Source organism: Dyella sp. SG609, from assembly GCF_012275375.1.
GTDB lineage: Bacteria > Pseudomonadota > Gammaproteobacteria > Xanthomonadales > Rhodanobacteraceae > Dyella_D > Dyella_D marensis.
Genome location: NZ_JAAZQJ010000010.1, coordinates 69,550 through 94,772, shown reverse-complemented (window position 1 = coordinate 94,772; position 25,223 = coordinate 69,550). Strand labels below are relative to the sequence as shown.

Here is a 25,223-nt window from a genome sequence, read left to right as displayed (position 1 = left end):
TCATCCTCGCCATCTTGCCTTGCATGAAGTCTCCAACGCAGCAAACGCCTCGCGCACGAAGCGGTCTGCGTCGTCGTCAGTAAGCGTGCGTGAAGCGTCCTGCAAAATCAAGCCCATAGCGAGACTCTTTCGGCCAGTCTCGACGCCTTTGCCGGCGTAGCGGTCGAACAGGCGCAGCTCCGCCAGCGCCCCGCCGACGGCCGCGCGGACGCTCTGCTCGACCTGCGCCCAGCTCACTTCCTCGGGCAGGTCCACGGCGATATCGCGGCGCACCGAAGGGAAACGCGGCACGGCGGCGGCCTTGGGCAGGCGGCGGGCGAGCAGCGGTTCCAGGGCCAGTTCCAGCACGTGCACGTCCGGCCCCAGGTCCAGCGCCTTGGCCAGCTGCGGATGCAGCGCGCCGAGGTAGCCGACGGTCTGGCCGTCGCGCGCCACGCGGGCGCCGCGCCCCGGATGCAGCCAGCCCGGCAGGCCGTCGGCATGCACCGACCAGCGCTGCGGCTCGCCGCCCCAGGCCACGATGGCGTCGAGTTCGCCCTTGAGATCGTGGAAATCCAGCGGCCGGCTCGCCTCGCCCCACTGCTCCGCGCGGGCGGAGCCGCAGGCGGCGATGGCCAGGCTGGGCGTCTCCACCGGCGGATCGCCGGCGGCGAACACGCGCGCCACCTCGAACAGGCGCACCCGCTCCTGCTGGCGCGCGCGGTTGTGGCGCAGCGCTTCGACCAGGCCCGGCAGCAGCGAGGGGCGCATCACCGCAAGGTCCGCCGAGAGCGGATTGGCCAGCGGCACCAGCCGCTCCGTCATGCCCCAGCGCTGCAGCACGTCGCTGCCGATGAAGGAGAGGTTGACCGCCTCGTAGTAATCGCGCGCCGCCAGCTGCTCGCGCAGGGCCAGCTCGCCCAGGCGCGCTTCCGGCTCCACCGCCAGGGTCAGCGCGCCGGCGGGCGTATGGGTCGGGATGTTTTCGTAGCCGTGGATGCGCGCGACCTCTTCGATCAGGTCCTCTTCGCGCTCGATGTCGAAACGGCGGCTGGGCGCGGTGACGCGCCAGCCGTCGGCCTGCGGCTCCACCTGCATGCCGAGCGCGGTGAAGATGCGGGCGACTTCGTCGTCGGCCACGGCCAGCCCGAGCACCCGCCCCAGCCGGGCGCGGCGCAGCAGGATCGGCTCCGGCGCGCGCAGATGTTGCGGCAAGGTAACGTCGACCAGTGGCCCGGCCACGCCGCCGGCGATGTCGAGAATCAACCGGGTCGCGTACTCGACCGCGACGCCCGGCAACTGCGGATCGACGCCGCGCTCGAAACGATGCCCGGCATCCGTATGCATGCCCAGCTTGCGGCTGCGGCCGATGATCGCCGAGGGAATCCAGTGCGCCGCCTCGAGGAACACGCTGCGGGTCGCCTCCGTGACGCGCGTGTCCTGGCCGCCCATGATGCCGCCGAGCGCCACCGCCCGCGCGGCCCTGCCGCCGCGGCTGTCGGACACCACCAGGAAATCGTCGTCCAGCTCGACCGTGCGGCCATCCAGCAGGGCCAGCGGCTCGCCCGCGCGCGCCGGGCGCACCACGATCTCGCCTTCCAGCTTGGCCTTGTCGAACGCATGCATCGGCTGGCCAAGTTCCAGCATGACGTACTGCGTGACATCCACCAGGAAGCTGATCGGACGCAGGCCGCTGCGGCGCAGCCGCTCGGCCATCCACACCGGGGTCGGGACCGACGCATCGACGTTATCGATGACGCGCCCTGCGAAACGCGGAACGCGCTCACCCGCCTCCAGCGCGACCTTCATCGCGGCATCGCTCTGGGCCGGCACGGGCCTGGCATCGAGTTCGATCACCCCTCCGTTCAGCGCAGCCGCCACATCGAAGGCGATGCCGCGCACGCTGAAGCAGTCGGCGCGGTTGGGCGTGAGCTTGATCTCGATGGTGGCGTCCGGCAGGCCCAGATAGGCAGCCAGCGGCGTGCCCACCGGCGCATCGGCGGGAAGCTCGAGCAGGCCCGACGCGTCCGGATCGATGCCCAGCTCCTTGGCCGAGCACAGCATGCCGAACGACTCCACCCCGCGCAGCTTCGCTGCCTTGATCGCGATGCCGCCGGGCAGCTGTGCGCCGACCATCGCCAGCGGGGCGACCAGACCGGCGCGCGCATTCGGCGCGCCACAGACGATCTGGACGACGCCGTTGCCCGTGTCGACCTCGCACACCTGCAGGCGGTCGGCCTCGGGATGTTTCTGCGCGCTGACGATGCGCGCGACGATCACGCCGTCCAGCGATTCACCCAGCGCGGCGACGTCCTCGACTTCCAGGCCGATCGCCGTCAGCGTCGCCGCGAGCTCGTCGCGCGATGCGTTCGTCGGCACATGGTGGCGCAACCAGTTTTCCGAAAATTTCATGCGTATCGATTCCCGCGGCGATTAGGCGAATTGCTTGAGGAAGCGCAGATCGTTCTCGAAGAACGCGCGCAGGTCGGACACGCCATAGCGCAGCATGGCGAAGCGTTCCACGCCCAGGCCGAAGGCGAAGCCGGTGTAGCGCTCCGGATCGATGCCGCAGTTCTTCAGCACGTTCGGATGCACCATGCCGCAGCCCAGCACCTCCAGCCAGCGGGTGGAGCCGTCGTCCGCGTCCCAGCGGATGTCCACTTCGGCCGAGGGCTCGGTGAAGGGGAAGTAGCTGGGGCGGAAGCGCATCTCGAAATCGCGCTCGAAGAAGGCGCGGATGAATTCGGCCAGGGTGCCTTTGAGGTCGGCGAAGCTGGAAGTCTCGTCGACCAGCAGGCCTTCGATCTGATGGAACATCGGCGAATGGGTCTGGTCCGAATCGCTGCGGTAGACCTTGCCCGGCGCGATCACGCGGATCGGCGGCTGGCGCCCCTGCATCGAACGGATCTGCACCGGCGAGGTATGCGTGCGCAGCAGGCGCCCGTCGCCGAAATAGAAGGTGTCGTGCATGGCGCGCGCCGGATGGTGCGGCGGGAAGTTCAGCGCCTCGAAGTTGTGCCAGTCGTCCTCGATCTCCGGACCGTCGGCGCGCTGGTAGCCCAGCCGGCCGAAGATCGCCGAGATGCGCTCCAGCGCACGGGTGATCGGATGGATGCCGCCGCGCTCGCCGTCGCGGCCCGGCAGGGTGATGTCGAGCTTCTCGGAGGCCAGGCGGCGGTCCAGCTCGGCCTGCTCCAGCACCTGCTTGCGCGCGCCGAGGGCGTCGGCGAGGCGCTCCTTGATGCGGTTGACCTCGGCGCCGCGCGCCTTCTTTTCTTCCGGCGGCAGCGCGCCCAGCGTCTTCAGCGCGGCGGTGACGATGCCGCTCTTGCCCAGCAGGCCCACGCGCAGCGCTTCAAGCGCATCGAGCGTGTCGGCGGCTGCGATCTCGGCCTGGGCTTGCGCGGCCCGGGTGTCCAGGTCGTCCATCGGTGCGGTTCCTGTGTTCGGCAGGGACAAACGAAAACGGGGAGGAGGCGTTAAGGCCTCCTCCCCGCGGATGTTCGCTCTTCATGGAAGAGTGCGGCCATGGATGGCCGCTCCTTGATCTTCGCGATCAAGGATGAGCGCACAAATTATGCCGCCAGACTGGCCTTCGCTTTTTCCGCGATGGCACCAAAAGCCTTGATGTCGTGCACGGCGATGTCCGCCAGGACCTTGCGGTCGACGGTGATGCCGGCCTTGCTCAGGCCATTGATCAGGCGGCTGTAGGACAGGCCGAACTGACGGGCGGCAGCATTGATACGCACGATCCACAGGGCGCGGAACTGGCGCTTCTTCTGCTTGCGGCCGATATAGGCGTACTGACCGGCCTTGATGACGGCCTGGTTAGCTACGCGGAAGACCTTGCGGCGGGCGTTGTAGTAGCCCTTCGCGCGGCCGATGATCTTCTTGTGACGACGACGGGCGGTAACGCCACGCTTTACACGAGCCATGGTTCAGTCCTCCGCCTTAGACGTACGGCAACATGCGAGCGACGGCCTTCGTGTCGCAAGCTTTGACGTGATTGGTGGCGCGCAGGTTGCGCTTACGCTTGGTCGACTTCTTGGTCAGGATGTGCGACTTGAAGGCGTGACCGGCCTTGAACTTGCCGGAAGCGGTCTTGCGAAAACGCTTCGCCGCCGCCCGGTTGGTCTTGATCTTGGGCATGGAATGCTCCGTATCTCGGTTTCTGACTGATCTGGCGGCAACCCGGGGGCTGCGCTTTCCGTCCTGCCACGATCGGTTCACGACCCGTCCCGGTGGGTCGAACCGGCGATTGTACGGGGATCGGGGGCGGTTTGCCAGTGGTGCGGTGCAGCGGGTTCCCGGCCCCCGGCCGGGCCGGGAAACGCAAACGGCGGCCCAGGGCCGCCGTTGCGGGAGATCGGACCGGGGCTTACTTCTTCTTCGGGCCGATCATCATGACCATCTGGCGGCCTTCCAGGCGGGGGAAGGACTCCACCACGCCGTTCTCGCCGACGTCTTCCTGGATCTTCTTGGCCAGGTTCTGGCCCAGGTCCTGGTGCGACATCTCGCGGCCGCGGAAGCGGATGGTGACCTTGACCTTGTCGCCCTCCTCCAGGAACCGAAGCATGTTGCGCAGCTTGATCTGGTAGTCGCCCACGTCCGTGACCGGACGGAACTTCACTTCCTTGATCTCGACCTGCTTCTGCTTCTTCTTGGCCGCCTGGGCCTTCTTCTGGGCTTCGAACTTGAACTTGCCGTAATCCATGATGCGGCAGACCGGCGGGTCGCCGTTGGGCTGGATCTCGACCAGGTCCATCCCGGCCTCTTCAGCCAAGCGCAAGGCCTCGTCACGCGTGAGGATGCCCAGCTGCTCCGAATCCGCACCGATCACGCGTACGCGCGGGACGCGGATCTCATGGTTGCGGCGATTGCCCTTATTGTCGGTGGTAGCGATACCACTATCCTCCAGAAGAATTGTCGATTGGCCGGGCGGCGGTCAGCGCCGCGTCTCGGCCTCCAGGCGCTCGATGAAGGCGGCCAGCGGCATGCTGCCCAGGTCTTCACCGGCACGGGTACGCACGGAAACAGCCCCCGATTCCTTCTCACGGTCACCGACCACGAGCAGGTACGGGACCTTTTGCAACGTATGTTCGCGGATTTTATAACCGACCTTTTCGTTGCGCAAATCCGCCTTGACTCTGAAACCTTTCTCGACAAGGGCTTGCGTGATTTCGCGCACGTAGTCGGCCTGGGCGTCGGTGATGCTGAACACCTGGGCCTGGACCGGGGCCAGCCAGGGCGGCAGGTGGCCGGCGTGGTGCTCGATCAGGATGCCGATGAAGCGCTCCATCGAGCCCACGATGGCCCGGTGCAGCATCACCGGGTGCCGGCGCTGGCTGTGCTCGTCCACGTACTCGGCTCCCAGGCGCTCCGGCATCATGAAATCGACCTGCATGGTGCCGACCTGCCAGCCGCGGCCGATCGAGTCCTTCATGTGGTACTCGATCTTGGGGCCATAGAAGGCGCCCTCGCCCGGCAGCTCCTGCCACTCCACGCCGGCCGCGCGCAGGGCCGCGCGCAGGGCGTCCTCGGCGCGGTCCCATACGGCGTCGGTGCCGATGCGCTTGTCCGGGCGCAGGGCGATCTTGAGCGCGATGTCCTCGAAGCCGAAGTCCCCGTACACCTTCATCGCCTGCTGGTGGAAGGCCGTGACCTCGGATTCGATCTGATCTTCCGTGCAGAAGATGTGGCCGTCGTCCTGGGTGAAGGCGCGCACGCGCATGATCCCGTGCAGCGCGCCGGAGGGCTCGTTGCGGTGGCAGCCGCCGAATTCGCCGTAGCGCACCGGCAGGTCGCGGTAGCTGTGCAGGCTGGTGTTGAAGATCTGCACGTGGCCCGGGCAGTTCATCGGCTTCAGCGCATAGGTGCGCTTCTCCGACTCGGTGAAGAACATGTTTTCCTGGTAGTTGTCCCAGTGGCCGGACTTCTTCCACAGGCTCACGTCCATGATCTGCGGGCCGCGCACTTCCTGGTAGCCGCTGGAGCGGTACACGCCGCGCACGTACTGCTCCACCGCCTGCCAGATGGCCCAGCCGTTGGGATGCCAGAACACCATGCCGGGCGCTTCTTCCTGCTGGTGGAAGAGGTCCAGCGCCTTGCCGATCTTGCGGTGGTCGCGCTTCTCGGCTTCTTCCAGCTGGTGCAGGTAGGCCTTCAGGTCCTTGTCGTTGAGCCAGGACGTGCCGTACACGCGGGTCAGCATCGCGTTGTTGGAATCGCCGCGCCAATAGGCGCCGGCCACCTTCATCAGCTTGAACGCGCGCAGCTTGCCGGTGTTGGGCACGTGCGGGCCGCGGCACAGGTCGGTGAATTCGCCCTGCGTGTACAGCGAGAGTTCCTCATTGGCGGGAATGCTCTCGATGATCTCGGCCTTGTATTCCTCGCCGATGCCGCGGAAGAACGACACCGCGTCGTCGCGCGATTTCACGCTGCGCGTCACCGGCAGCGCTTCCTGCACGATCTTGTGCATTTCCTCTTCGATCTTGGCCAGGTCGTCCGGCGTGAAGGGCCGCTCGTAGGCGAAGTCGTAATAGAAGCCGTTGTCGATCACGGGGCCGATGGTGACCTGCGCGCCGGGATACAGGCGCTGCACGGCCTGGGCCAGCAGGTGGGCGGTGGAGTGGCGCAGGATGTCCAGCGCCTCGGGGCTTTTCTCGGTGACGATCTCGAGGCGGGCGTCATGCTCGATCGGGAAGCTGGCGTCGACCAGCTTGCCGTCCACCTTGCCGGCCAGGGTGGCCTTGGCCAGGCCGGCGCCGATGGAGGCAGCCACGTCCTGCACCGTGACGGGGTGGTCGAAGGGGCGCTTGCTGCCGTCGGGTAGCGTGATTTCGATCATGGGAAACACCTGTGCAGTGCCCGATCAACGGGCGTGCTTTATTTGAAGAGTCCGGCCATGGATGGCCGGTTTTGCCTTTGCCCGCCCGGACGGCGGGCAAAAATAAAGAGCGCCACGGCGCCCTTTGTGGATTCACAAGGCGTGGCGGGATTCAGAGTTGGCGCTGGGTAGTTGCCATGTCGCACGCTCGGCCGGCACTTTTGGCGCGGGCCACCTTGGTTTCCGTTCGATAGGAAGGACGAAACGCTAGTTTAGCGCCGTTCCTGTGTCAATTCAGCGCCGATAGAATTTGTGGGCATCTTTTTCAGAGTAAAGCCCCATGCGCATCCTGGTCACCGGCACCGCCGGCTTCGTCGGCTCCGCCCTCGCCGAGCGCCTGCTCGCCCGCGGCGACGAGGTGTACGGCATCGACAACCACAACGACTACTACGACCCGGCCCTGAAGGAAGCCCGCCTGGCCCGCTTCGCCGCGCATCCGGGCTACACGCACCTGCGCGCCGACCTGGCCGACGGCGAGGCCATCGAGCAGGCCTTCGCCAGCTTCCAGCCGCAGCGCGTGGTGAATCTGGCCGCGCAGGCCGGCGTGCGCTATTCGCTGAAGAACCCGCAGTCGTACGTGCGCAGCAACCTGGTCGGCTTCACCCACATCCTGGAGGCCTGCCGGCATCACGGCGTGGAACACCTGGTCTACGCCTCGTCCAGCTCGGTCTACGGCGCCAACCGCAAGCTGCCATTCTCGGTGGAAGACCCGGTCGACCATCCGGTCAGCCTGTATGCGGCCAGCAAGAAAGCCAACGAGCTGATGGCGCACACCTACAGCCACCTGTTCGGCCTGCCCACCACCGGCCTGCGCTTCTTCACCGTGTATGGCCCCTGGGGCCGGCCGGACATGTCGCCGATGCTGTTCGCCGACCGCATCAGCCGCGGCGAGCCGATCGACGTGTTCAACTTCGGCAACCACAGCCGCGACTTCACCTATATCGACGACATCGTCGAAGGCGTGATCCGCACGCTGGACCACGTCGCCCGGCCCGACCCGGCCTATGACGCGGAGCAGCCGAATCCCGGCAGTTCCTCAGCGCCGTATCGCGTCTACAACATCGGCAACGACCAGCCCGTGCAGCTGCTGCGCTTTATCGAGCTGATGGAACAGCACCTCGGCCGCAGCGTGGAAAAACGCCTGCTGCCGATGCAACCGGGCGACGTGCCGGACACCTGGGCGGATGTCTCCGCGCTGCGCCGCGACGTGGGCTATGCGCCGAGCACCACGATCGAGGAAGGCGTGCGCCGCTTCGTCGCGTGGTACCGCCAATACCACGGGCTCGCCTGAGCCCGCGGCATCGGCGCGATATCAGAACGGCTTGGCGATCACCAGGAAGATGATCAGCAGCAGCACCAGCACCGGCAGCTCGTTCATGATGCGCAGGGTGCGCGCGCCGGGCAGCGCGCCGCCCTTGGCGCTGCGCTTCACCAGCCGGCCGCTCCATACGTAATAGCCCAGCAGCAGCAGCACCAGCGTCAGCTTGGCCTCCAGCCAGTGAGCCGCGCCGAAGTTCGGCAGCGTGCCTGGAAACAGCCGCCAGCCCTGCCACAGCGTGGCGCCGAACAGCAGCGCCATGCCGAACATGCTGTGCCCGAAGCGGTACAGCCGCAGCCCCATCAGTTCCAGCCGGGCTTTTATCGCCGGCTCGCTGCCGGCCTCGGCGATGTTCACGAGGATCCGCGGCAGATAGAAGATCGAGGCCACCCAGGCCATCACGAACAGCAGATGCAGGCTCTTGATCCACAGATAGGTCATGGCGATTCGCTCGGCGGGGGCAACCGCGCGATGGTACGTCGATCCATGCCGGCCGTCAGTGCGTGCGGCTGCAAGTCACATCGTTCGCAGGTCGATCGCCCGCGGGCGCGGCGTCGAGCACCGGCTCCACTGCGCCCGGGGCAATTACCCGGACCATAATCAGCCGTCCGCTGGCGCCGCTGCGCACGCGCACAAACCCGTCGCCCTTCTCCATCGCCGTATCAACGATTTCCGGGCAGGACGCCGGGCCGCTCAGGCGATCAGCCATAGCGTGGGCGTGATCGCCACCAGGCGGATTTTCTCGCCGTCCGCCAGGGCTACCGAAGTGGAACCGGAAATGCTGTCGCCTGGCGCGGCATAGACGACGATCGCCGTGCCGGCATGATTCCAGATGACCCATTCCTCTCCAACCCGGCCGGCATTGGCCGGAAGCGCCACGCCTGCATTGGCTTCGCCCGCCGCGATGAAACTGTAGGGCGTGGCGAGAGCCAGCGCCGTCGCCTGATCGGTGCCCGCGGCAACCAGCGCATAGCCCGCCTCCTGGCGAACCGACGGCGCCTGGATCGGCTGGCGGTACCGCCACAATCCATTGGCCGTGTCCTGGTCCAGCTGCAACGCGGGCGCGGTGGCGCCACCGCCCTGGTTCTGGTTGATCAGATACATGCCTGCACCGGCCATATCGTTGGGCCCGACCACGGTCGACGGCGAATTGACCGCGATGCCGAAACCACCCTCGGCCGTACTGCCGATGGCGCGGTTGTCCTGCACCTTCGAACGGGCTCCATAGACCTGGATATAGGCGGTTGAACCGATCGCGCTGGCCAGGATCGTATTGTCCGTGACATCCGCGGTATCGCCGTAGCCGAAATCATCGAGGCCAACGAGGATGGGCGCCGTGGCCGCCGGCATGCGCGACAAGGTGTTGCCGCGAATCTCCACCACCGTTGAACGCAGCACGACGATGCCGCCCCAGGTGGCGCCCCGCGGAACGCCAAAAACGCCTTCGGCCTGGTCGATCAGATTGTTGGTGATCTTGATATGCGTGCAGCTGGAGCTTTCGTTGAGCGGCGCCACATAGATTCCGCCCGCGGGGCAGTTGAAGAATCGGCAGCCGTCGATCAGCAGGCTGTCCGCCACCAGCCCAAGCGTCACGTGGGTGTCCGTGGCGTTGAAATTGACGCCCGCATTGACGTCGTAGCCCGTGCAGTTGAGCACCGAAATACGCTTCGAGCCCTCCCAGAAATCGTAGGCGCAGTTGCTGATCGCCTGGCACCAGCCATCCCGCACGATCACGTCGCAGCAACCCATGTTCGAGACCACGTCCGCCATATTCGTGCAGTACGAACCGATGACCTGCAGGTTGCCGAACATGCGCGCACCGATGAAATGGCCATCCCACGCGAAAGGAGGCGTGCATCGCGGGTTGATGAAGGTGGCGTGCCTGTCGGTGATGGCGTCGGCCTGCCAATTGACGTTCATGAAAATGGCATAGCCCCAATTCCGGCCGTGAAGCCGCAAGCGCTGGAACCAGTCCAGCGGCACGGGAACGATGGAAGCGCCGTGATCGAACTCGATCACGATGTCGCCGGGATAGAACAGCGTTTTCGAAACCAGGCAAGTCCCCACGAAACGCAAGCGTGAAGTGCCGGAGGCCAGGGCGCGGTTGATCGCTTCGGTGTCGTCGTGTTTGCCGTCGCAGACCGCGCCGAAGTCCTTGATGGTGACGACGTCGCCCAGTTTGTCCTGGACCGTGCGTGCCTTCGCGTCGGGCAGCGCCGTTTGGTGGCCCACGAGCGCCGATCCGCCCGCTGCCGCCAGATCGTCCTGAAGCGACTTGCCGATACTCATGGCGATACCCCTGTCCTATGTTTTATGGGCGGCGGAGGCCCGCCTCGCGGACGGCCTGCCATGGCGCAGCCACACCGAAACCGGCGGGATTCGCCGGACAGTCTTGCGGATGAACCGTGATGGCGAGGTCTGCCGGGCCCGGCACGCGGGCAAAGAAAAAGCCGGAACCCCAGGAGAGCCAAGCTCTTGAGAATTCCGGCTTTTGAAGATGGTGGGCGGTACAAGGATCGAACTTGTGACCCCTTCCATGTCAAGGAAGTGCTCTACCGCTGAGCTAACCGCCCACAGCCGCACCGCAGGACGGCGCGAGCCGCGTAGCATACACGAGCCGCCGGACAGCCACAACTGCCGCCACCCTCCACCGGGGACTCAGCGCAAAGCCTTCTCGCGCAGCTGGTGGATCTGGTCGCGCAGGCGGGCGGCGTCCTCGAACTCCAGGTTCTCGGCGTGCTTGTACATCTGCGCCTCCAGCTTCTTGATCATGGCGCTGGCCTGGTCGGCGCTGAGCGCCTTGTAGTCCGCGCCCTGCTCCGCCACCGCGGCGGCCTTCGCGCCCTTGGCGCCGCGGCCGCGGGTGGGCACGGCGCTGCGCGCGCCTTCCATGATGTCGGCGATGCGGCGCACCACCGACTGCGGCACGATGCCGTGTTCCTCGTTGTAGGCCACCTGCTTTTCGCGGCGGCGCGCCGTCTCGTCCATCGCCACCTGCATGGAGCGGGTGATGTTGTCGGCGTAGAGGATGGCCTTGCCGCGCACGTTGCGCGCGGCGCGGCCGATGGTCTGGATCAGCGAGCCGCTGGAACGCAGGAAGCCTTCCTTGTCGGCATCCAGGATCGCCACCAGCGACACCTCCGGCATGTCCAGGCCTTCGCGCAGCAGATTGATGCCGACCAGCACATCGAACTCGCCCAGGCGCAGGTCGCGGATGATTTCCACGCGCTCCACCGTTTCGATGTCCGAATGCAGGTAGCGCACCTTGATCTTGTGCTCGCTCAGGTATTCGGTGAGGTTCTCGGCCATGCGCTTGGTCAGCGTGGTGACCAGCACGCGGTCGCCCATCGCCACGCGCTCGTGGATCTGGCTCAGCAGGTCGTCCACCTGGGTGCGCACTGGACGCACTTCCACTTCCGGGTCGATCAGGCCGGTCGGACGCACCACCAGCTCCACCACCGAGTCGTCGGACTTCTCCAGCTCGTACTTACCGGGCGTGGCCGACACATAAATGGTGCGCGGCGCGCGGCGCTCCCATTCCTCGAAGCGCAAGGGACGGTTGTCCATCGCCGAGGGCAGGCGGAAACCGAATTCCACCAGGGTTTCCTTGCGCGAGCGGTCGCCTTTGTACATGGCGCCGAGCTGCGGGATGGTCACGTGCGATTCGTCGACCACCAGCAGCGCATCCGCCGGGAGGTAATCGAACAAAGTCGGCGGCGGCTCGCCGGGGCCGCGGCGGGTGAGATGGCGCGAGTAGTTCTCGATACCCTGGCAGTAGCCGACCTCGGCCATCATCTCCAGGTCGAAGCGCGTGCGCTGGTCCAGGCGCTGCGCCTCGACCAGCTTGTTTTCCTTGTACAGGTATTCCAGGCGGTCCTTCAGCTCGACCTTGATGGTCTCGATCGCGTTGAGCACGCTCTCGCGCGTGCTGGCGTAATGCGTACGCGGATAGACCGTGTAGCGCGGCACCTTGCGGATGGTCTCGCCGGTGAGCGGATCGAACAGCGAGAGGTTTTCCACCTCGCCGTCGAACAGCTCGATGCGCAGCGCCTCGGTTTCCGATTCGGCCGGGAACACGTCGATGATCTCGCCGCGCACGCGGTAGGTGCCGCGGCGCAGCTCCAGCTCGTTGCGGGTGTACTGCAGCTCGGTCAGCTGGCGGATCAGCGCGCGCTGCTCGATGCGCTCGCCGCGCGCCAGGATCAGCCGCAGCGAGAGGTAATCCTCCGGATCGCCCAGGCCGTAGATCGCCGACACGGTGGCGACGATCAGCGAGTCCTTGCGCGACAGCAGCGCCTTGGTCGCGGCCAGGCGCATCTGCTCGATATGGTCGTTGATCGAGGCGTCCTTCTCGATGAAGGTGTCGGACGCGACCACATAGGCTTCCGGCTGGTAGTAATCGTAGTAGCTGACAAAGTACTCCACCGCGTTGTGCGGGAAGAACTCCTTGAACTCGCCATACAGCTGCGCGGCGAGCGTCTTGTTGTGCGCCATGACGATGGTCGGGCGCTGCACCTGCTGGATCACATTGGCGATGGTGAAGGTCTTGCCGGAGCCGGTCACGCCCAGCAGGGTCTGCGCGGCGAGACCCGCGTCGAAGCCTTCCACCAGGCGCTGGATGGCCTGGGGCTGGTCGCCGGCGGGCTGATAGGGGGAGACGAGTTCGAAACGGTCGGTCATGGAAGTCACATGCGGTCGTTTCCGGACATTTTAAATTGCTCCTGCTGACAGGGTTTGTCAGCAGGTTCTGACAGGATGCGGCGTGAAGGGCCGGCAGGCAGGTGCCGGGCGTCGGCCTAGCATGGGCCTTGGTTTCCAGGGAGTTCCGAGCATGCCAGGGCTGCCGCCACGCCATCTGCCGCCGCGGGGAGTGACGCTGATCGAGCAGTTGTTCGTGCTTGCGGTCGCCGCGGTCCTGGCCTGCATCGGCCTGCCTTCGCTGCGGCGCCTGCAGGCCAACACCGAACTGCGCAGTGCGCAGACCGGGCTGATCGCCCTGCTTAACCACACCCGGGCGCTGGCCGTGCAGACCGGCCGGGTCGCGCTCGCCTGCCCCACCCGCGACGGCGACCGCTGCAGCGACGAAGCGGGCTGGGATGGAGGCTGGCTGATCGGCCTGCGCGGAGACCGGCCGGGCCAGCTCGAAGGGCCGCCGAAAGTCCGCCGCGCCAGCCCTTCCGGCCAGCTGAGCATCCGCAGCCCGCAAGGCCGCCGCAGCGTGCAGTTCCAGGCCGATGGTTCGGCGGGCGGCAGCAATATCAGCTTGCTGATCTGCCATCGCGGCATCGACGGCCGGGCGTTGAGCGTGAAGGTGTCGAATGCGGGGCGCGTGCGTGGTGGCAAGGCCACGCCGGCGGAATTGCACCAGTGCGCGGGCGCATAAAGCCAGCGGCTATGATGCGGCTTTACTTGGACGAAGGAAGGACATGAACCTCTCGCATCGCACCTGGTTGGCCGCAGCCCTGACCGCAAGTCTGGCTGGCTGCCATCACGGCCCCACGGCACCGTCCGCCGATGGCGGCACGCTCAAGGAAGGGCTGACGGCCTACGCCAGGCACGCAACCATTGGATGCAAAGCGAAGGAGGACCTGGAGACAGCGGCGGGCTTTGCCAAGCAAGGCGACAAGGCCGGGTTCTTCAACTACATCAATGGACGCTGCGCCGCTTTCGACAAGCCCGAGGCGGTGAAGATCGCCCGCATCGAGCAGGGCACGAGCGAGCAGCTGGTGCTGGTGAAGGGGCTCGATGAGCCTTCCGATCCTTCTCAGCCGAGCGAGCTCTGGATGCGCAACACGTCGTTGACGGTGAACAAGCAAGTCCAGCCTTAGGACCAGCCGGGCGATCTTCGCCGGCGGGCTTGCGGCGATCCGGATGCAAAAGGACTTGCCACGAGGCAAGTCCTTTTGTCCGGCGACCGATGGCAGCGTACGGCCACAGTGCCCGCCCGAAGCAGCCCGCGCTACTTGCCGCGGGTCAACGGCAGCACACTCTCGCGCAGCACCTTGTACTCGGCGTCCACCACTTCCTGGTTCGGATCGTGCCCGGAATGCTCCAGCAAGACTCAGCCCTTGTGCGGCGCGGTGATCGACTCGTAATACCGACGCGCCATCTCCGGCGGCGCCAGCAGATCGTGCGCGCCTTCGATGAAGTAAACCGGGATGGCGAAGTCCGTGCCCAGCTTGGGCAGGTCGACCTGCGACAGCATGCCGTCGCCGTGCATGCCGACAAAGTTGAGGAAGGAATAGTCCTCGTCGGCTTCGTAATCCGCTTCCGCCTTGGGCGTGGTGTAGGCAGGCGCGCGATGCCAGCTGTCCGGTGGCGGCAGCGTGACCTTCGCCTCGTACTTGCGGATGATCCGCCGCACCTTTCCGAAGCTGCGCGGATCGGTCCACGGAGGCGTTCCGACCTGTTCGAGTACGGCCAGTGATTCCTTGTCGTTCGCGCTGGTCGCCAATGCAAGGAGCTTCTTGTAGCTCTCGCCCTGGGTTTCCACGGAATTGACGACCTGGGACGTGCCCACATAGGCGTAGAACAATTCCGGATGCGCCTTGGCCATATGCACGGCGAGGATCGAACCCCACGAACTGCCCCATAGAATGACCTTCCGCTTGCCGTAGCGCTTGGCGAGATAAGCGGCCAGCTCGTTGCCGTCCTGGGCCATGCGCTCGATGCTGAGCTTTTCATCCGGCGCCGGAGGACTGCGCCCAAAGGTCATGCCGGAACCGCGCTGGTCCCACTGCACGACGATGAAGTCGCGCTGCCCGGCACCGTAGACGCTGTCGGAAATGCCGCTGAGCGGATTGCCAGGTCCACCACTGATGAAGAGCAGCACGGGACTGGCGCAGCTATCGCCCTTCGCCGTCACCCACTGCTCGATGCCGCCGATGACGACGAAGCCTTCGTCGTCGACCTTGGCCGGCTTGCCCTGGCACGAAGGCGAAAGGCTCACCTTCTGCTGCGAGCCCTTGCCCGCCACCTCGGTACAACCCGCCTGCGGCACCCACGCCAACACCGCCAGCCCTATGGCCAGCACACTCCACTTCGTCATCGTCTACTTCCCCTGTAATGGCTGATATGCCAGCTCAGCGGGAATATACCGTGCGGCGCAAGGCAGGCGCGGCGCACCGGGGCATCAGCGCGAGCCAAGCCAGAGCTTGTTTGGATCTATCGATCGCAGACAAAAACAAAGGGCCGCGATTGCTCGCGGCCCTTTGCGGTATATGGCGCCCGATGTTGGACTCGAACCAACGACCCCCTGATTAACAGTCAAGTGCTCTAACCGGCTGAGCTAATCGGGCGGGGTGAGTCGCGTAGTTTGAAGTCAGCTGTCCGGGCTGTCAAGCCTGACAGCCCGGGGCTGGAAACTTCCTGCTCAGTGGGAAAGCACGCGATAGCACGGCACGTAGGCCGCGCCGCCGGGCAGCTTCATGCGGTGCTGCACGACGAAGGCCTGCAGCAGTTCGTCCAGGGCGCGCATGATGTCGGCCTCGCCGTCGATGTCGAAGGGGCCGTGCTGTTCGATCGCGCGCACGCCCTCCTCCTTCACGTTGCCGGCGACGATGCCGGAGAAGGCGCGGCGCAGGTCGGCGGCCAGTTCGTGGCGCGGGCGGTCGCGGTGGATGGCCAGGCCGCGCATCGCCTCGTGGGTGGGGCGGAACGGGATCTGGAACGAGTACGGGATGCTCAGCGCCCAGTTGAAGAAGAACGCGTCCTTGTTGTCCAGGCGGTGGTTACGCACCTTGTCGATGCCGCGCACCATGGCGTGCGCCACGGCGGCCGGGTTGTCGACGATGATCTGGTAGTGCTGCGCCACGCTGTCGCCCAGGGTGAGGCGGAGGAACTTGTCGATCTGCTCGAAATACGCAGCCGACTGGCGCGGGCCGGTGAACACCAGCGGGAACGGAATGCCGGCGTTGTCCGGATGCAGCAGGATGCCCAGCAGGTAGAGGATTTCCTCCGCCGTGCCCACGCCGCCCGGGAACACGATGATGCCGTGGCCGATGCGGACGAAGGCCTCCAGGCGCTTCTCGATGTCCGGCATGATCACCAGGTTGTTGACGATCGGGTTCGGCGATTCGGCCGCGATGATGCCCGGCTCGGTCACGCCGATATAGCGGTTGCCGCGGCGGCGCTGCTTGGCATGCGCGATGGCGGCGCCCTTCATCGGGCCCTTCATGGCACCCGGGCCGCAGCCGGTGCAGATGTCCAGGCCGCGCAGGCCGAGCTGGTAGCCCACCTGCTTGGTGTATTCGTACTCGTCGCGCGAGATCGAATGGCCGCCCCAGCACACCACCAGGTTCGGGTCGATCTGCGGCTTGAGGATGCGCGCGTTGCGCAGGATCTCGAACACCGCGTGGGTGATGCCGACGGTGTCGTCCAGGTCGAAGCCGCCCTGCTCCAGCTGGGTGGACACGTAGACGATGTCGCGCACCACGGCCACCAGCAGCTCGTTGATGCCGCGGATGATCTGCCCGTCCACGAAGGCCTGGGCCGGCGCGTGCTGCAGCTCGATCTTGATGCCGCGGTCCTGCTGCAGCACCTGGATGTCGAAATCGGGGAACTGCTCGAACATCGAGCGCGGGTCGTCGCTGATGTTGCCCGAGGTCAGCACCGCCAGCGCGCAGCGGCGCAGCAGTGCGTGCATGCCCGAACCGCTGGCGTCGCGCAGGCGCGCCACCTCGTTGCGGGACAGGATGTCCAGGCCGCCGGCGGGCGAAATGCGCGCGCTGACGGTGGCCTGCTTGCCGGACTTGCCGGCGTGAACGTCGTTCATCGAATCTCCTTCGGCCGCGGAACCGCGGCTACACACCGCCCAAGCTGGGGCGGCCGGCTAGCTTGGCCCCGGCGAACCGGGCCGGTCAACCTCCCCCCATAAAAAAACCGGCGCCCCGAGGGACGCCGGTTTTCTGTCTGCAACGAGCAGCTTGGCTTGAAACGTCCGGCTTAGAACGTGTAGCGCAGGCTGAGCATGGCGGACCAGCGCGAGGCCGGGTTGACCTTGGTCGCGCTGTTGTCGGTGGAGCTGTCGTAGATCGTCTTCTGGCCCGGCTGGTAGTTGCCGTTCGGGTCGGTCGGCAGGGTGTAGATGTACTTGCCGGTGGCCTTGTCGACGCCCGCGAAGTTCGCCAGCGTGCGGGTGTAGGGGAAGCCGACGTAGTTCTGCTGGCCCCACTTGTCGTTCACCAGGTTCAGGACGTTGTAGATGTCCAGGCGGATCTCGCCCTTGTTTCCCTTGAAGATGCCCGGCACTTCCTGGCTGAAGCTCAGGTCGAGCTGGTTGACCCAGGCCGACTTGGCGGCGTTGCGGCCGGCGATCTTGCCCTGGTGGTCGCGCAGGTAGTCGTCGCTCTTGATGAACGCGTAGAACTGCTGCTCCAGCTTCGCGGCCTGGGCCGGGGTCGGCGCCGAGATGATCACCTGGCCCGGGTTCGGGATGAAGACCAGGTCGCTGCGCGAGTAGGAGTCGCCATTGGCGTCGTTGCCGAACACCCAGCTGTAGGGCACGCCCTTGTGGCCGTCGTAGAACAGGCTGACGGTGGTGGCGTAGTTGCCGAAGAAGTTGTGCGACCAGGCCACCGAAGCATTCACGCGCAGCGGCACGTTGGTGTTCGAGGTCGAGGCGACGTCTTCGTTCGGGTTGGTCCAGGCGCTGTTGCTGAAGTTTGAGGTGGCCTGGCTGGAGGTGCCCGGGTTCACTTCGGTGGCGTGCGAGCCGGTGACGCTCAGGCTGGCGGCCCAGCTGTCGGAGAACGGCTTGCTCAGCGACAGGGTCAGCGACTCGGCCTTGCCCTTGCTGGTGTTGGTCAGGTAGGTCACGCCCTGGGCGAAGCGGGCGTCGGAACGGATGCGCGAGTTGTTGACGATCGCGCCGCCGGTCACCGTGCCGTTCGGGTTGGTGCCGCAGTTGGCGCCGGTACCGCCGCCGACCGACTGCGCACCGCCGATGCAGCCGTAGTACGTGAAGCGGCCATCCGGCAGCACGCCCGACGGGGCGCCGATGTTGAGGTTCTGGTACAGGATGCCGTTACGCGTCTCCAGGCGCTGGTATTCCGCGGTGGCGATCACGCCCCACCACGGCAGCTCGCGGTCGATCGCCAGCGAAGCCTTCCACACGCTCGGCAGCTGGAAGTTCGGATCGATCGAGTCCACCGCCATCTGCGGGGTGACGCCGGCGCCCGAGGTGTTCTGCTGCAGCGGGTTGGAGCTGAACGGCGGGCACGGCACGTTGTTGTTGTTGCCGAAGCGGCACAGGCCCGAGGTCTGGCGGTCGTACTGGTAGGTGACGATGTTGATGCCGTTGTTCTGGTACGGGTTCGTCATCCACACGGTCGGCGGGCTGGACTGGAACAGGCCCACGCCGCCACGCAGCTGGGTCTTCAGCTCGGTGTCGAAGGTGTAGTTGAACGAGAAGCGCGGCTGCACCAGGGTGCTGCCATTGATGGTGCCGGCATTGCTGAAGCCGAAGCGCTGCTGGAACGTGGCGTTGTACAGCGGCTTGTCGTCGGTCATGTAGTGATTGACGCGGAAGCCGTACTGCACCGACAGGTTGTTGTTGACCTGCCAGGTGTCCTGCAGGAACACGTCGCGCTCGCGCAGTTCCCACTTCGCCGCGATGCCGTTGATGTCGTAGCCCGGCGCCGGCTGGTACAGGCTGTAGCTGGAGTACAGGCCCTGCTCGATGGCCGGGATGCTGTTGAAGGTGTACGCGCCGAACTCGGTGCGGCCGAACAGGTTGTAGATGCGGTTGCGGCTGTAGTCGATGCCGCCCTTCACCGTGTGGTCGCCCAGGTACAGCGTGCCGGCCCAGAAGCCGCCCAGGTTCTTCACCTTGGCCGCGTTGTAGTGGCTGAACTGGTCTTCGCCCAGGTTCACCGTCGGGGCGGAGGTGCTGGTGACGTTGCTCGCGCGCACGGTGATCTGCGGCTGCTGGGTCGACACCGTGCGGTGCAGGTAGAAGTCGCTGTACGAGAGCTTGGTCTCGGACGAGAAGATGTCGCTCCAGTCGTCGAAGAACTGCAGCGTGTAGTTCTTGTTGTCGGTGGCGACGTTGTACCAGTAGCTGCTCAGGCCGATCGAGTTGGTGCTGTTGCCCTGCGGGTTCGGCTTGAATTCCTTGGTGCGCTGGTAGGCGAAGCTGGCACGGTGGTGGTCCGTGATGTTCCAGTCCAGCTTGGCCAGGTAGCGCTTGTCGTCCAGGGTGCCGGCATTGGCGCCGAGGCTGCCCGGAGTCAGGCCGAGGCGGGTCGCGGCATTGGTGATGCGCGCCAGGTCGCTGGGCGAGATCTTGTTGCTGGTGGAGCCGCCGGTCAGCGTGCTGTCGAGGCCGTTGGCGGCGCCCGAGCTCAGGCCGGTGACCTTTTCCTTTTCGTAGCTGGCGAAGAAGAACAGCTTGTCCTTGATGATCGGACCGCCGAAGGTCACACCCGCCTTCCAGTTGGTGTCGAACTCGGTGTAGTCGCGGTTCTTCTGCAGCCAGCCGGCCTTGCCGACCATGTCGTCGGTGTTCTTGTAGGTGTAGTACACCGAGCCGTGGAAATCGTTGGTGCCGCTCTTGGTGACGGCATTGATTTCGGCGCCGACGGAGTCGGAGGTCACGTCATAGTTGGCGGTGGAGATCGAGTATTCCTCGATGGTGTCCATCGCGATCGGCGAACCGACGGTCGGCAGGCCGCTGCCGTTCAGGCCGAAGGGGTCGCCCACGCCGAGGCCGTCGACCTTGATGCTGTTGAGGCGGGCGTTCTGGCCGTTGGCCGAGATGGCGCCGGTGACGTGGTCCACGTTCACGCGCGGATCGAGGCGGGCGATGTCGGCGATGTTGCCGCTCGGCGCCGGGGTCATCTTGAGCTGGCGCTGCGACACGTTGGTCGACAGGCCCTTGTTCTCGGAGGTGAAGAGCTGCGAACCGGCCGTGGCGGAAACGGTCACGCCCTCCAGGTTCTTGGCGGCGACGGCGGCGCCGACGGTCAGGTTCACCGCGGTGTCCTGCGACAGCTGCAGGAAGACGTTGTCCTGCTCGGTGGTCTGGCCGTCCTTGGTCACCTTGACGTCGAACGGACCGCCCACGCGCAGGCCCGAGGAGGCGTAGCGGCCATTGGCGTCGGTGGTGACGGTCTTGGTGGTGCCCGACGGCTCGTGCACGATCTGCACGGTGGCGCCGGCAACCGGCTGGCCATTGCCATCGAGCACGCGGCCGCTGATGGAGGAGGACGTGTCCTGGGCGATCGCCGGCACCGACATGGCGAGCATCGACGCGATCGCAAACGGCAGGACCTTGGCACGAATTCGGCTATTCACTGTGATTGACCCCTTGGGCGCGCAACTTAAAAAAACTGACGAGCGGAAACCAAAAATGCCGATGCCCGGCTCCAGCCAGGCAGTGATTCCACGCAGATTGGTTTCCCCGGAATGTTTTGTAGCTGTCCGAAGCTTTGCTTGGTGCTGCTTTCTTGTGGCGAGACCGCCCCGCCTGCCAACAAAGTGTTAAACGGACTTTAACGGCATTCTATGACACTTATGTAACGGTTTCACGTTCTTTTTATCTCTGCGCCGCCCCATACCACTGCAGTGGAGTGCGACACAAGTGACGATAAAACAGTTACTTGACCACGGAGGTACTTAAACCACCAGCCTTCGTCCCCTGGGGTCCGGCACGGCCGCGGCACATGACGGACCAACGAAAGCTTAAGTCAGGCTAGCAGCCTGACTTGGGCTACGGCATAAGAACTTTCCCTAGGATTTACCCAGGTAACGCGCCCGCTTGGCGGGCTTCAAGGTGGCCAGGTCCAGCATGACCAGGCCATCGACGCAGCCCGAGAAGCTCGGGTCTTCGCCGAAATCGAGGAACTGCACGCCTTCCGGCTCCACCAGGTCCACGTACTGGCGGTACAGCACCGGCAGGCTGACACCCAGCGCATCCAGATGGTGCTTGAGCTTGCCCAGGCCGGCGGCCGGATCCAGGCCTTCCAGCGCAGCGCGCACCAGGTCGATCACCGCCGGCGAAATCACGAACGGCTGGCGCGCGGCGGCCAGGCCGGTCACGCCGAAATAATGCTGGTGCGCCGCGGCGATCCACTCGCGCGCTTCGCGCGGCAGGCTCACCGACATGCTGACCGGGCCGAACAGGTAGCGCAGGTCCGCGTGGCGCTGCAGGTACAGGCCGATGCCCTGCCACAGCTGGTCCAGCGCGCGCGAACGCCAGTAAGCCGGCGCGATGAAGCTGCGGCCCAGCTCCAGGCCCTGTGCCAGGCGCGATTCCAGCGCCGGCGAATAATTGAACAGGCTGGAGGTGTAGAGACCCTTCATGCCGCGCTCGGCGATGATCTTGCCGCCGTGGCCGAAGCGGTACGAGCCGACGATGCGCAGCGCCTTCGGATCCCACAGCACCAGATGCTCGTAATGCGGGTCGTAGACGTCCAGGTCGCGCCGCGCGCCGGTGCCTTCGCCGACCCGGCGGAAGGTGAGCTCGCGCAGGCGGCCGATCTCGCGCAGCGCCGCGCTGTCGGTGGCGCCCTGCAGCAGCAGCACCTGCTTGCCGTCGTTGAGGTCGGCGAGTTTTTCGGCGCGCGCGGCGAGATCCGCCACCACGCGCTCGGTCGGTTCCGGATGCGCGATCGGCGCCTGCCCGCCGAAGATCAGCCCGCGATGGCGGCCCACGCGGTACACGTGGCGGCGCATCAGCTTGGCGGCGCGCTGGGTCGAGCCCTCGCTGCGCTGTTCGAGTTCGTCCGCGCTCACCAGGGCGCCGACGCTGAAGCCGATGCGGCGCTTGATCGGCGCCACCGCTTCGCGCGGCAGCATCGCGGTGCTCAGCGGCTTGGCCAGCATGGACAGGCCATAGAACATGGTGGAATTGCGCGCGGCCACGTGGATCGGCAGCACCGGCGTCTTGCTGCGGAAGGCCAGGCGCGCGAAACCGTCGGACCAGCGCCCGTCGCGCACGCCGTCCGGGCGCATCCGCGAGACTTCGCCGGCCGGGAACACGATCAGCGCTTCGCCGCGGTCCATCGCGCGGAAAATTTCGCGCATGCGCGACGCCGCGCCCTTGCCGAACACGTCGACGTGCAGCATCAGGCGATTGAGCTGCGGGATCGAAGCCAGCCAGTCGTTGCCGAGGATCTTGACGTCGCTGCGCACCGAGCCGACCAGGTGCAGCAGGGTCAGCGCATCGACCATGCCCAGCGGATGATTGGCCACCACCAGCACGCCACCCTCGACCGGGATGTTCTCGCGCTCGCGCGGATTGACGTAGTAGTTCGCCCCCAGCACTTCCAGCGACTTCTCCACGAAGTCGAAACCCTCGGCTTCGCCGATGGCCGTGAGGACACGATTGAAACCGCCTTCATCGGCGAGGCGGCCCAGCAGGCCCGCCGCCGAACGCAGCAGACCGGGATGCTGAGCCAGCCATGGCAGACGTTCAGTGAGGGTCTGTTCGACGCTTAGCATGATCGTCTCCTTAACGACTTCGCCCATGCTCGCCGCGGATTATGACAGCAAGGTGATCCCGGGAGGGCAAGCCGTTCGGCACGGGTGTTTGTATCGAGGGAATCGTACCGAGCAAATCTGCCCGGATCGTTTCAAACGGCGAGATGCAGATACGCCGCCAGCCCGCCCAGGAACATCTGCACCGACAGCGCGATCAGCAGCATGCCCATCACCCGCTCCAGCGCGGTGAGCACGCTCTCGCCGAGCCAGCGGAACAGATAAGTGGAGCACAGCAGGATGACCGCGGTCGCCAGCCAGGCGCCGAGCAGCGCGATCGCCCAGTCGGCGGTGCGGCCGGGCTGCGTATTGGTGAGCAGCAGCAGCGCGGCCATCGCCGACGGGCCGGCCACGCCAGGGATCGCCATCGGCACGATGAAGGGTTCGCCTTCGCCGGATTTGCCGAAGATGCCGCCGCCGTCCGCCGGCGGAAACACCATGCGGATGCCGATCAGGAACAGCACGATGCCGCCGGCGATGCTGATCGATTCCTGCCGCAGCTGCAGCAGCTTGAGCAGATGCTGGCCGCCGATCAGGAAACCCAGCAGCACGCCCAGCGCGATCAGCAGCTCGCGCACCATCACGCGGCGCCGGCGCTTGGGCGCCACATCCTTGAGCAGGCTGAGGAAGATCGGGATGTTGCCCAGCGGATCCATGATCAGGAACAGCAGGATCGCCGCCGACAGCGTGGTCATCTGCGTTTCCATTTCAGCTCCCCTGTACTGCGCACATGCGTTCAATCATGGCGCAGGTCGAGCATGCCGCCGCGCGCCGCCGCGCCCTGCGGGCTGAGCAGATAAACCGCCGCTTCCGCGGTGGCATCCGGCAGCGGCAGCTTGCTGGTGTCTTCGCCGAAGTAGGCCTGGCGGCGCAGCGCGGTGCGCATCGGCGCCGGCAGCAGCGCGTGCGCGCGCAGCGGCGTGTGCTCGGTTTCCTGGTGCAGGATCTCGACGAAGCGCTCGGTCGCGGCTTTCGACACGCCGTACGCGCCCCAGTGCGCCTTGCGCACCAGCTCGGGGTTGTCCAGCACGAACACCACGGCGCTGTCGGACGCGGCGGTGAGCAGCGGCATGCAGGCCTGGGTCAGCGCGAACGGCGCGGACACATTCACGTGCAGCGCGCGCAGCCATTCGTCCGGCTTGTGCATGCCGATGGGCGTGAGGCCGTCGAAACTGGCGGCGGCATGCACGATGCCGTCGAGGCGGCCGAAGTCGCGTTCGAGGCCGTCGGCGACGGCCTGGTAGTCGTTCGGCGTGGCGGCTTCGAGGTCCAGTGGATGGATCACCGGCTCGGGCAACTGCACGGCCACCATCGCGTCGTAGAGCTGTTCGAGCTGGCGCTTGCGCCGGCCGGTGAGCACCACGGTGGCACCCGCGCGCGCCGCGGCATGCGCCACCGCGCTGCCCAGGCCGCCGTAGGCGCCGGTGACCAGGATCACGCGATGCGCCAGCGAACCCGGCTGCACCGACCAGCCGGCGGGAAGGCGAACACTGGCCAGCGTCATGCCTGCGACGCCCCGCTGACGTCGAGCACCATGCGCGCCAGCTCGCCGGAGGCCTTGAGGTCTTCGACGATGTCGCAGCCGCCGATCAGCTCGCCCTGGATGAACAGCTGCGGGAACGTGGGCCAGTTGGCGTAGTGCGGCAGCGCGGCGCGCACTTCCGGATCGGCCAGCACGTTGACGGCATGCACCTCGGCACCCGCCTCCTTCAACGCCTGCGCGGCGCGGCTGGAGAAGCCGCACATCGGGAACTGCGGCGTGCCCTTCATGAAGAGCACGATGGGGTGCTCGGCGAGCACGGCCTTGATTCGCTCGTTAACGTCCATAGCTCGGGGATTCATCATTACAATGCGGCAAGATCGGTAGTGTATCAGTCGCGCACCGGCCCGCCGTCCCGCGGCGCCCGCCGCGACTTTCCTTAGCCAACCGCCCAGGAGCCTCCCATGGCGTTCGAACTCCCCCCCCTGCCCTACGAAAAGAATGCGCTCGAGCCGCACATCTCCGCCGAGACGCTGGAGTACCACTACGGCAAGCACCACCAGGCCTACGTGACCAACCTCAACAACCTGATCAAGGGCACGGAGTTCGAGAACGCCTCGCTGGAAGACATCATCAAGAAGTCGTCCGGCGGCGTATTCAACAATGCCGCCCAGGTGTGGAACCACACCTTCTACTGGAACAGCCTCAGCCCCAAGGGCGGCAACGAGCCCAGCGGCAAGCTGGCCGACGCCATCAACAAGGCCTTCGGCTCGTTCGAGAAGTTCAAGGAGGAGTTCTCCAAGTCGGCGGTCGGCAACTTCGGTTCCGGCTGGACCTGGCTGGTGCAGCGTCCGGACGGCTCGCTCGGCATCGTCAACACCTCCAATGCCGCCACGCCGATCACCGGCAGCGACAAGCCGCTGCTGACCTGCGACGTGTGGGAACACGCCTACTACGTGGACTACCGCAACGCCCGCCCGAAGTACGTGGAAGCGTTCTGGAACCTGGTGAACTGGGACTTCGCGGCCAAGAACCTGGCCTGATCCTTCCAGGGTTCGCATAAAAAAACGGAGCCGGCGACG

21 protein-coding genes and 2 tRNA genes are annotated in these 25,223 nt (G+C 66.0%); 4 read left to right on the top strand and 19 right to left on the bottom strand.

All coding sequences use genetic code 11. The features are described from left to right. The 6 genes from pheT to thrS all read right to left on the bottom strand — a co-directional run bounded on the left by pheT (window position 1) and on the right by thrS (window position 6,826). Window positions 1–2,391: a phenylalanine--tRNA ligase subunit beta gene (gene pheT / locus FHW85_RS17165; protein ID WP_168649055.1), complete on the bottom strand. Its 2,391-nt coding sequence runs from the start codon at window positions 2,389–2,391 to the stop codon at window positions 1–3. A gap of 21 nt (window positions 2,392–2,412) precedes the next feature. Continuing rightward, window positions 2,413–3,408 (bottom strand): phenylalanine--tRNA ligase subunit alpha, encoded by a 996-nt coding sequence (gene pheS / locus FHW85_RS17160; RefSeq protein ID WP_168649054.1) that lies wholly within the window; start codon window positions 3,406–3,408, stop codon window positions 2,413–2,415. A 146-nt stretch (window positions 3,409–3,554) separates the two neighbouring features. After that, complete coding sequence (gene rplT / locus FHW85_RS17155) at window positions 3,555–3,914, bottom strand: 50S ribosomal protein L20 (protein WP_026635108.1); 360 nt, start codon at window positions 3,912–3,914, stop codon at window positions 3,555–3,557. A gap of 16 nt (window positions 3,915–3,930) precedes the next feature. Further along, window positions 3,931–4,128 carry a 50S ribosomal protein L35 gene (gene rpmI, locus FHW85_RS17150; protein ID WP_167252195.1) on the bottom strand — a complete coding sequence of 66 codons (198 nt, stop codon included), beginning with the start codon at window positions 4,126–4,128 and terminating at the stop codon, window positions 3,931–3,933. Window positions 4,129–4,357: 229 nt separating this feature from the next. Next, window positions 4,358–4,882 (bottom strand): translation initiation factor IF-3, encoded by a 525-nt coding sequence (gene infC, locus FHW85_RS17145; protein ID WP_343203554.1) that lies wholly within the window; start codon window positions 4,880–4,882, stop codon window positions 4,358–4,360. A gap of 42 nt (window positions 4,883–4,924) precedes the next feature. Continuing rightward, window positions 4,925–6,826, bottom strand: a complete 1,902-nt coding sequence (gene thrS / locus FHW85_RS17140) for a threonine--tRNA ligase (protein ID WP_167252196.1) — start codon at window positions 6,824–6,826, stop codon at window positions 4,925–4,927. Between the two features lie 319 nt (window positions 6,827–7,145). Between thrS and FHW85_RS17135 the strand changes: the two genes are divergently transcribed. Then, window positions 7,146–8,156 (top strand): NAD-dependent epimerase, encoded by a 1,011-nt coding sequence (locus FHW85_RS17135; RefSeq protein WP_168649053.1) that lies wholly within the window; start codon window positions 7,146–7,148, stop codon window positions 8,154–8,156. Between the two features lie 21 nt (window positions 8,157–8,177). Here the strand turns inward: FHW85_RS17135 and FHW85_RS17130 are convergent, their stop codons facing one another. The 5 genes from FHW85_RS17130 to uvrB form a co-directional block, all read right to left on the bottom strand. Then, window positions 8,178–8,624, bottom strand: a complete 447-nt coding sequence (locus tag FHW85_RS17130) for a CopD family protein (protein WP_168649052.1) — start codon at window positions 8,622–8,624, stop codon at window positions 8,178–8,180. A 55-nt stretch (window positions 8,625–8,679) separates the two neighbouring features. Then, a complete protein-coding gene (locus FHW85_RS17125) occupies window positions 8,680–8,892 on the bottom strand; it encodes a hypothetical protein (RefSeq protein WP_168649051.1) in 213 nt (70 codons plus the stop codon). Beyond that, entirely contained in the window at window positions 8,877–10,472 is a 1,596-nt protein-coding gene (locus FHW85_RS17120; protein WP_168649050.1) for a hypothetical protein, read from the bottom strand. The genes FHW85_RS17125 and FHW85_RS17120 overlap by 16 nt, the downstream gene beginning before the upstream one ends. Before the next feature lie 209 nt (window positions 10,473–10,681). Then, window positions 10,682–10,756 (bottom strand) — tRNA-Val (locus tag FHW85_RS17115). A gap of 85 nt (window positions 10,757–10,841) precedes the next feature. After that, on the bottom strand, window positions 10,842–12,863 hold the full coding sequence (gene uvrB, locus FHW85_RS17110) for an excinuclease ABC subunit UvrB (protein WP_168649049.1): 2,022 nt from the start codon (window positions 12,861–12,863) through the stop codon (window positions 10,842–10,844). Between the two features lie 151 nt (window positions 12,864–13,014). Between uvrB and FHW85_RS17105 the strand changes: the two genes are divergently transcribed. Beyond that, window positions 13,015–13,566: a GspH/FimT family pseudopilin gene (locus tag FHW85_RS17105; protein WP_168649048.1), complete on the top strand. Its 552-nt coding sequence runs from the start codon at window positions 13,015–13,017 to the stop codon at window positions 13,564–13,566. A 43-nt stretch (window positions 13,567–13,609) separates the two neighbouring features. Then, window positions 13,610–14,011 (top strand): hypothetical protein, encoded by a 402-nt coding sequence (locus tag FHW85_RS17100; protein ID WP_168649047.1) that lies wholly within the window; start codon window positions 13,610–13,612, stop codon window positions 14,009–14,011. 233 nt (window positions 14,012–14,244) lie between these two features. Here FHW85_RS17100 and FHW85_RS17095 read toward each other — a convergent pair whose 3' ends face one another. The 8 genes from FHW85_RS17095 to grxD form a co-directional block, all read right to left on the bottom strand. Continuing rightward, window positions 14,245–15,231, bottom strand: a complete 987-nt coding sequence (locus FHW85_RS17095) for an alpha/beta hydrolase (protein ID WP_246866802.1) — start codon at window positions 15,229–15,231, stop codon at window positions 14,245–14,247. A 173-nt stretch (window positions 15,232–15,404) separates the two neighbouring features. Then, a tRNA-Asn gene (locus FHW85_RS17090) sits at window positions 15,405–15,481 on the bottom strand. A 74-nt stretch (window positions 15,482–15,555) separates the two neighbouring features. Continuing rightward, a complete protein-coding gene (gene ppnN / locus FHW85_RS17085; protein WP_167252205.1) occupies window positions 15,556–16,956 on the bottom strand; it encodes a nucleotide 5'-monophosphate nucleosidase PpnN in 1,401 nt (466 codons plus the stop codon). A 170-nt stretch (window positions 16,957–17,126) separates the two neighbouring features. Next, entirely contained in the window at window positions 17,127–20,477 is a 3,351-nt protein-coding gene (locus FHW85_RS17080) for a carboxypeptidase regulatory-like domain-containing protein (RefSeq protein WP_168649046.1), read from the bottom strand. Between the two features lie 435 nt (window positions 20,478–20,912). Beyond that, window positions 20,913–22,625: a lysophospholipid acyltransferase family protein gene (locus tag FHW85_RS17075; protein ID WP_167252207.1), complete on the bottom strand. Its 1,713-nt coding sequence runs from the start codon at window positions 22,623–22,625 to the stop codon at window positions 20,913–20,915. 131 nt (window positions 22,626–22,756) lie between these two features. After that, on the bottom strand, window positions 22,757–23,356 hold the full coding sequence (locus tag FHW85_RS17070; protein ID WP_167252208.1) for a YhgN family NAAT transporter: 600 nt from the start codon (window positions 23,354–23,356) through the stop codon (window positions 22,757–22,759). A 41-nt stretch (window positions 23,357–23,397) separates the two neighbouring features. Then, a complete protein-coding gene (locus tag FHW85_RS17065; protein ID WP_168649045.1) occupies window positions 23,398–24,165 on the bottom strand; it encodes an SDR family NAD(P)-dependent oxidoreductase in 768 nt (255 codons plus the stop codon). Next, entirely contained in the window at window positions 24,162–24,488 is a 327-nt protein-coding gene (grxD, locus tag FHW85_RS17060; RefSeq protein ID WP_026633449.1) for a Grx4 family monothiol glutaredoxin, read from the bottom strand. Before grxD ends, FHW85_RS17065 begins: the two co-directional genes overlap by 4 nt. Before the next feature lie 117 nt (window positions 24,489–24,605). Here grxD and sodB point away from each other — a divergent pair, with 117 nt between their 5' ends. After that, window positions 24,606–25,184: a superoxide dismutase [Fe] gene (sodB, locus tag FHW85_RS17055; protein WP_167252210.1), complete on the top strand. Its 579-nt coding sequence runs from the start codon at window positions 24,606–24,608 to the stop codon at window positions 25,182–25,184. The last annotated feature ends 39 nt before the right edge of the window (window positions 25,185–25,223 follow it).

Coding starts and splice junctions, on each gene's coding strand:
- pheT (WP_168649055.1), bottom strand. CDS start 2,391: ATGAAATTTTCGGAAAACTGGTTGCGCCACCATGTGCCGACGAACGCA.
- pheS (WP_168649054.1), bottom strand. CDS start 3,408: ATGGACGACCTGGACACCCGGGCCGCGCAAGCCCAGGCCGAGATCGCA.
- rplT (WP_026635108.1), bottom strand. CDS start 3,914: ATGGCTCGTGTAAAGCGTGGCGTTACCGCCCGTCGTCGTCACAAGAAG.
- rpmI (WP_167252195.1), bottom strand. CDS start 4,128: ATGCCCAAGATCAAGACCAACCGGGCGGCGGCGAAGCGTTTTCGCAAG.
- thrS (WP_167252196.1), bottom strand. CDS start 6,826: ATGATCGAAATCACGCTACCCGACGGCAGCAAGCGCCCCTTCGACCAC.
- FHW85_RS17135 (WP_168649053.1), top strand. CDS start 7,146: ATGCGCATCCTGGTCACCGGCACCGCCGGCTTCGTCGGCTCCGCCCTC.
- FHW85_RS17130 (WP_168649052.1), bottom strand. CDS start 8,624: ATGACCTATCTGTGGATCAAGAGCCTGCATCTGCTGTTCGTGATGGCC.
- FHW85_RS17125 (WP_168649051.1), bottom strand. CDS start 8,892: ATGGCTGATCGCCTGAGCGGCCCGGCGTCCTGCCCGGAAATCGTTGAT.
- FHW85_RS17120 (WP_168649050.1), bottom strand. CDS start 10,472: ATGAGTATCGGCAAGTCGCTTCAGGACGATCTGGCGGCAGCGGGCGGA.
- uvrB (WP_168649049.1), bottom strand. CDS start 12,863: ATGACCGACCGTTTCGAACTCGTCTCCCCCTATCAGCCCGCCGGCGAC.
- FHW85_RS17105 (WP_168649048.1), top strand. CDS start 13,015: ATGCCAGGGCTGCCGCCACGCCATCTGCCGCCGCGGGGAGTGACGCTG.
- FHW85_RS17100 (WP_168649047.1), top strand. CDS start 13,610: ATGAACCTCTCGCATCGCACCTGGTTGGCCGCAGCCCTGACCGCAAGT.
- FHW85_RS17095 (WP_246866802.1), bottom strand. CDS start 15,231: ATGACGAAGTGGAGTGTGCTGGCCATAGGGCTGGCGGTGTTGGCGTGG.
- ppnN (WP_167252205.1), bottom strand. CDS start 16,956: ATGAACGACGTTCACGCCGGCAAGTCCGGCAAGCAGGCCACCGTCAGC.
- FHW85_RS17075 (WP_167252207.1), bottom strand. CDS start 22,625: ATGCTAAGCGTCGAACAGACCCTCACTGAACGTCTGCCATGGCTGGCT.
- FHW85_RS17070 (WP_167252208.1), bottom strand. CDS start 23,356: ATGACCACGCTGTCGGCGGCGATCCTGCTGTTCCTGATCATGGATCCG.
- FHW85_RS17065 (WP_168649045.1), bottom strand. CDS start 24,165: ATGACGCTGGCCAGTGTTCGCCTTCCCGCCGGCTGGTCGGTGCAGCCG.
- grxD (WP_026633449.1), bottom strand. CDS start 24,488: ATGGACGTTAACGAGCGAATCAAGGCCGTGCTCGCCGAGCACCCCATC.
- sodB (WP_167252210.1), top strand. CDS start 24,606: ATGGCGTTCGAACTCCCCCCCCTGCCCTACGAAAAGAATGCGCTCGAG.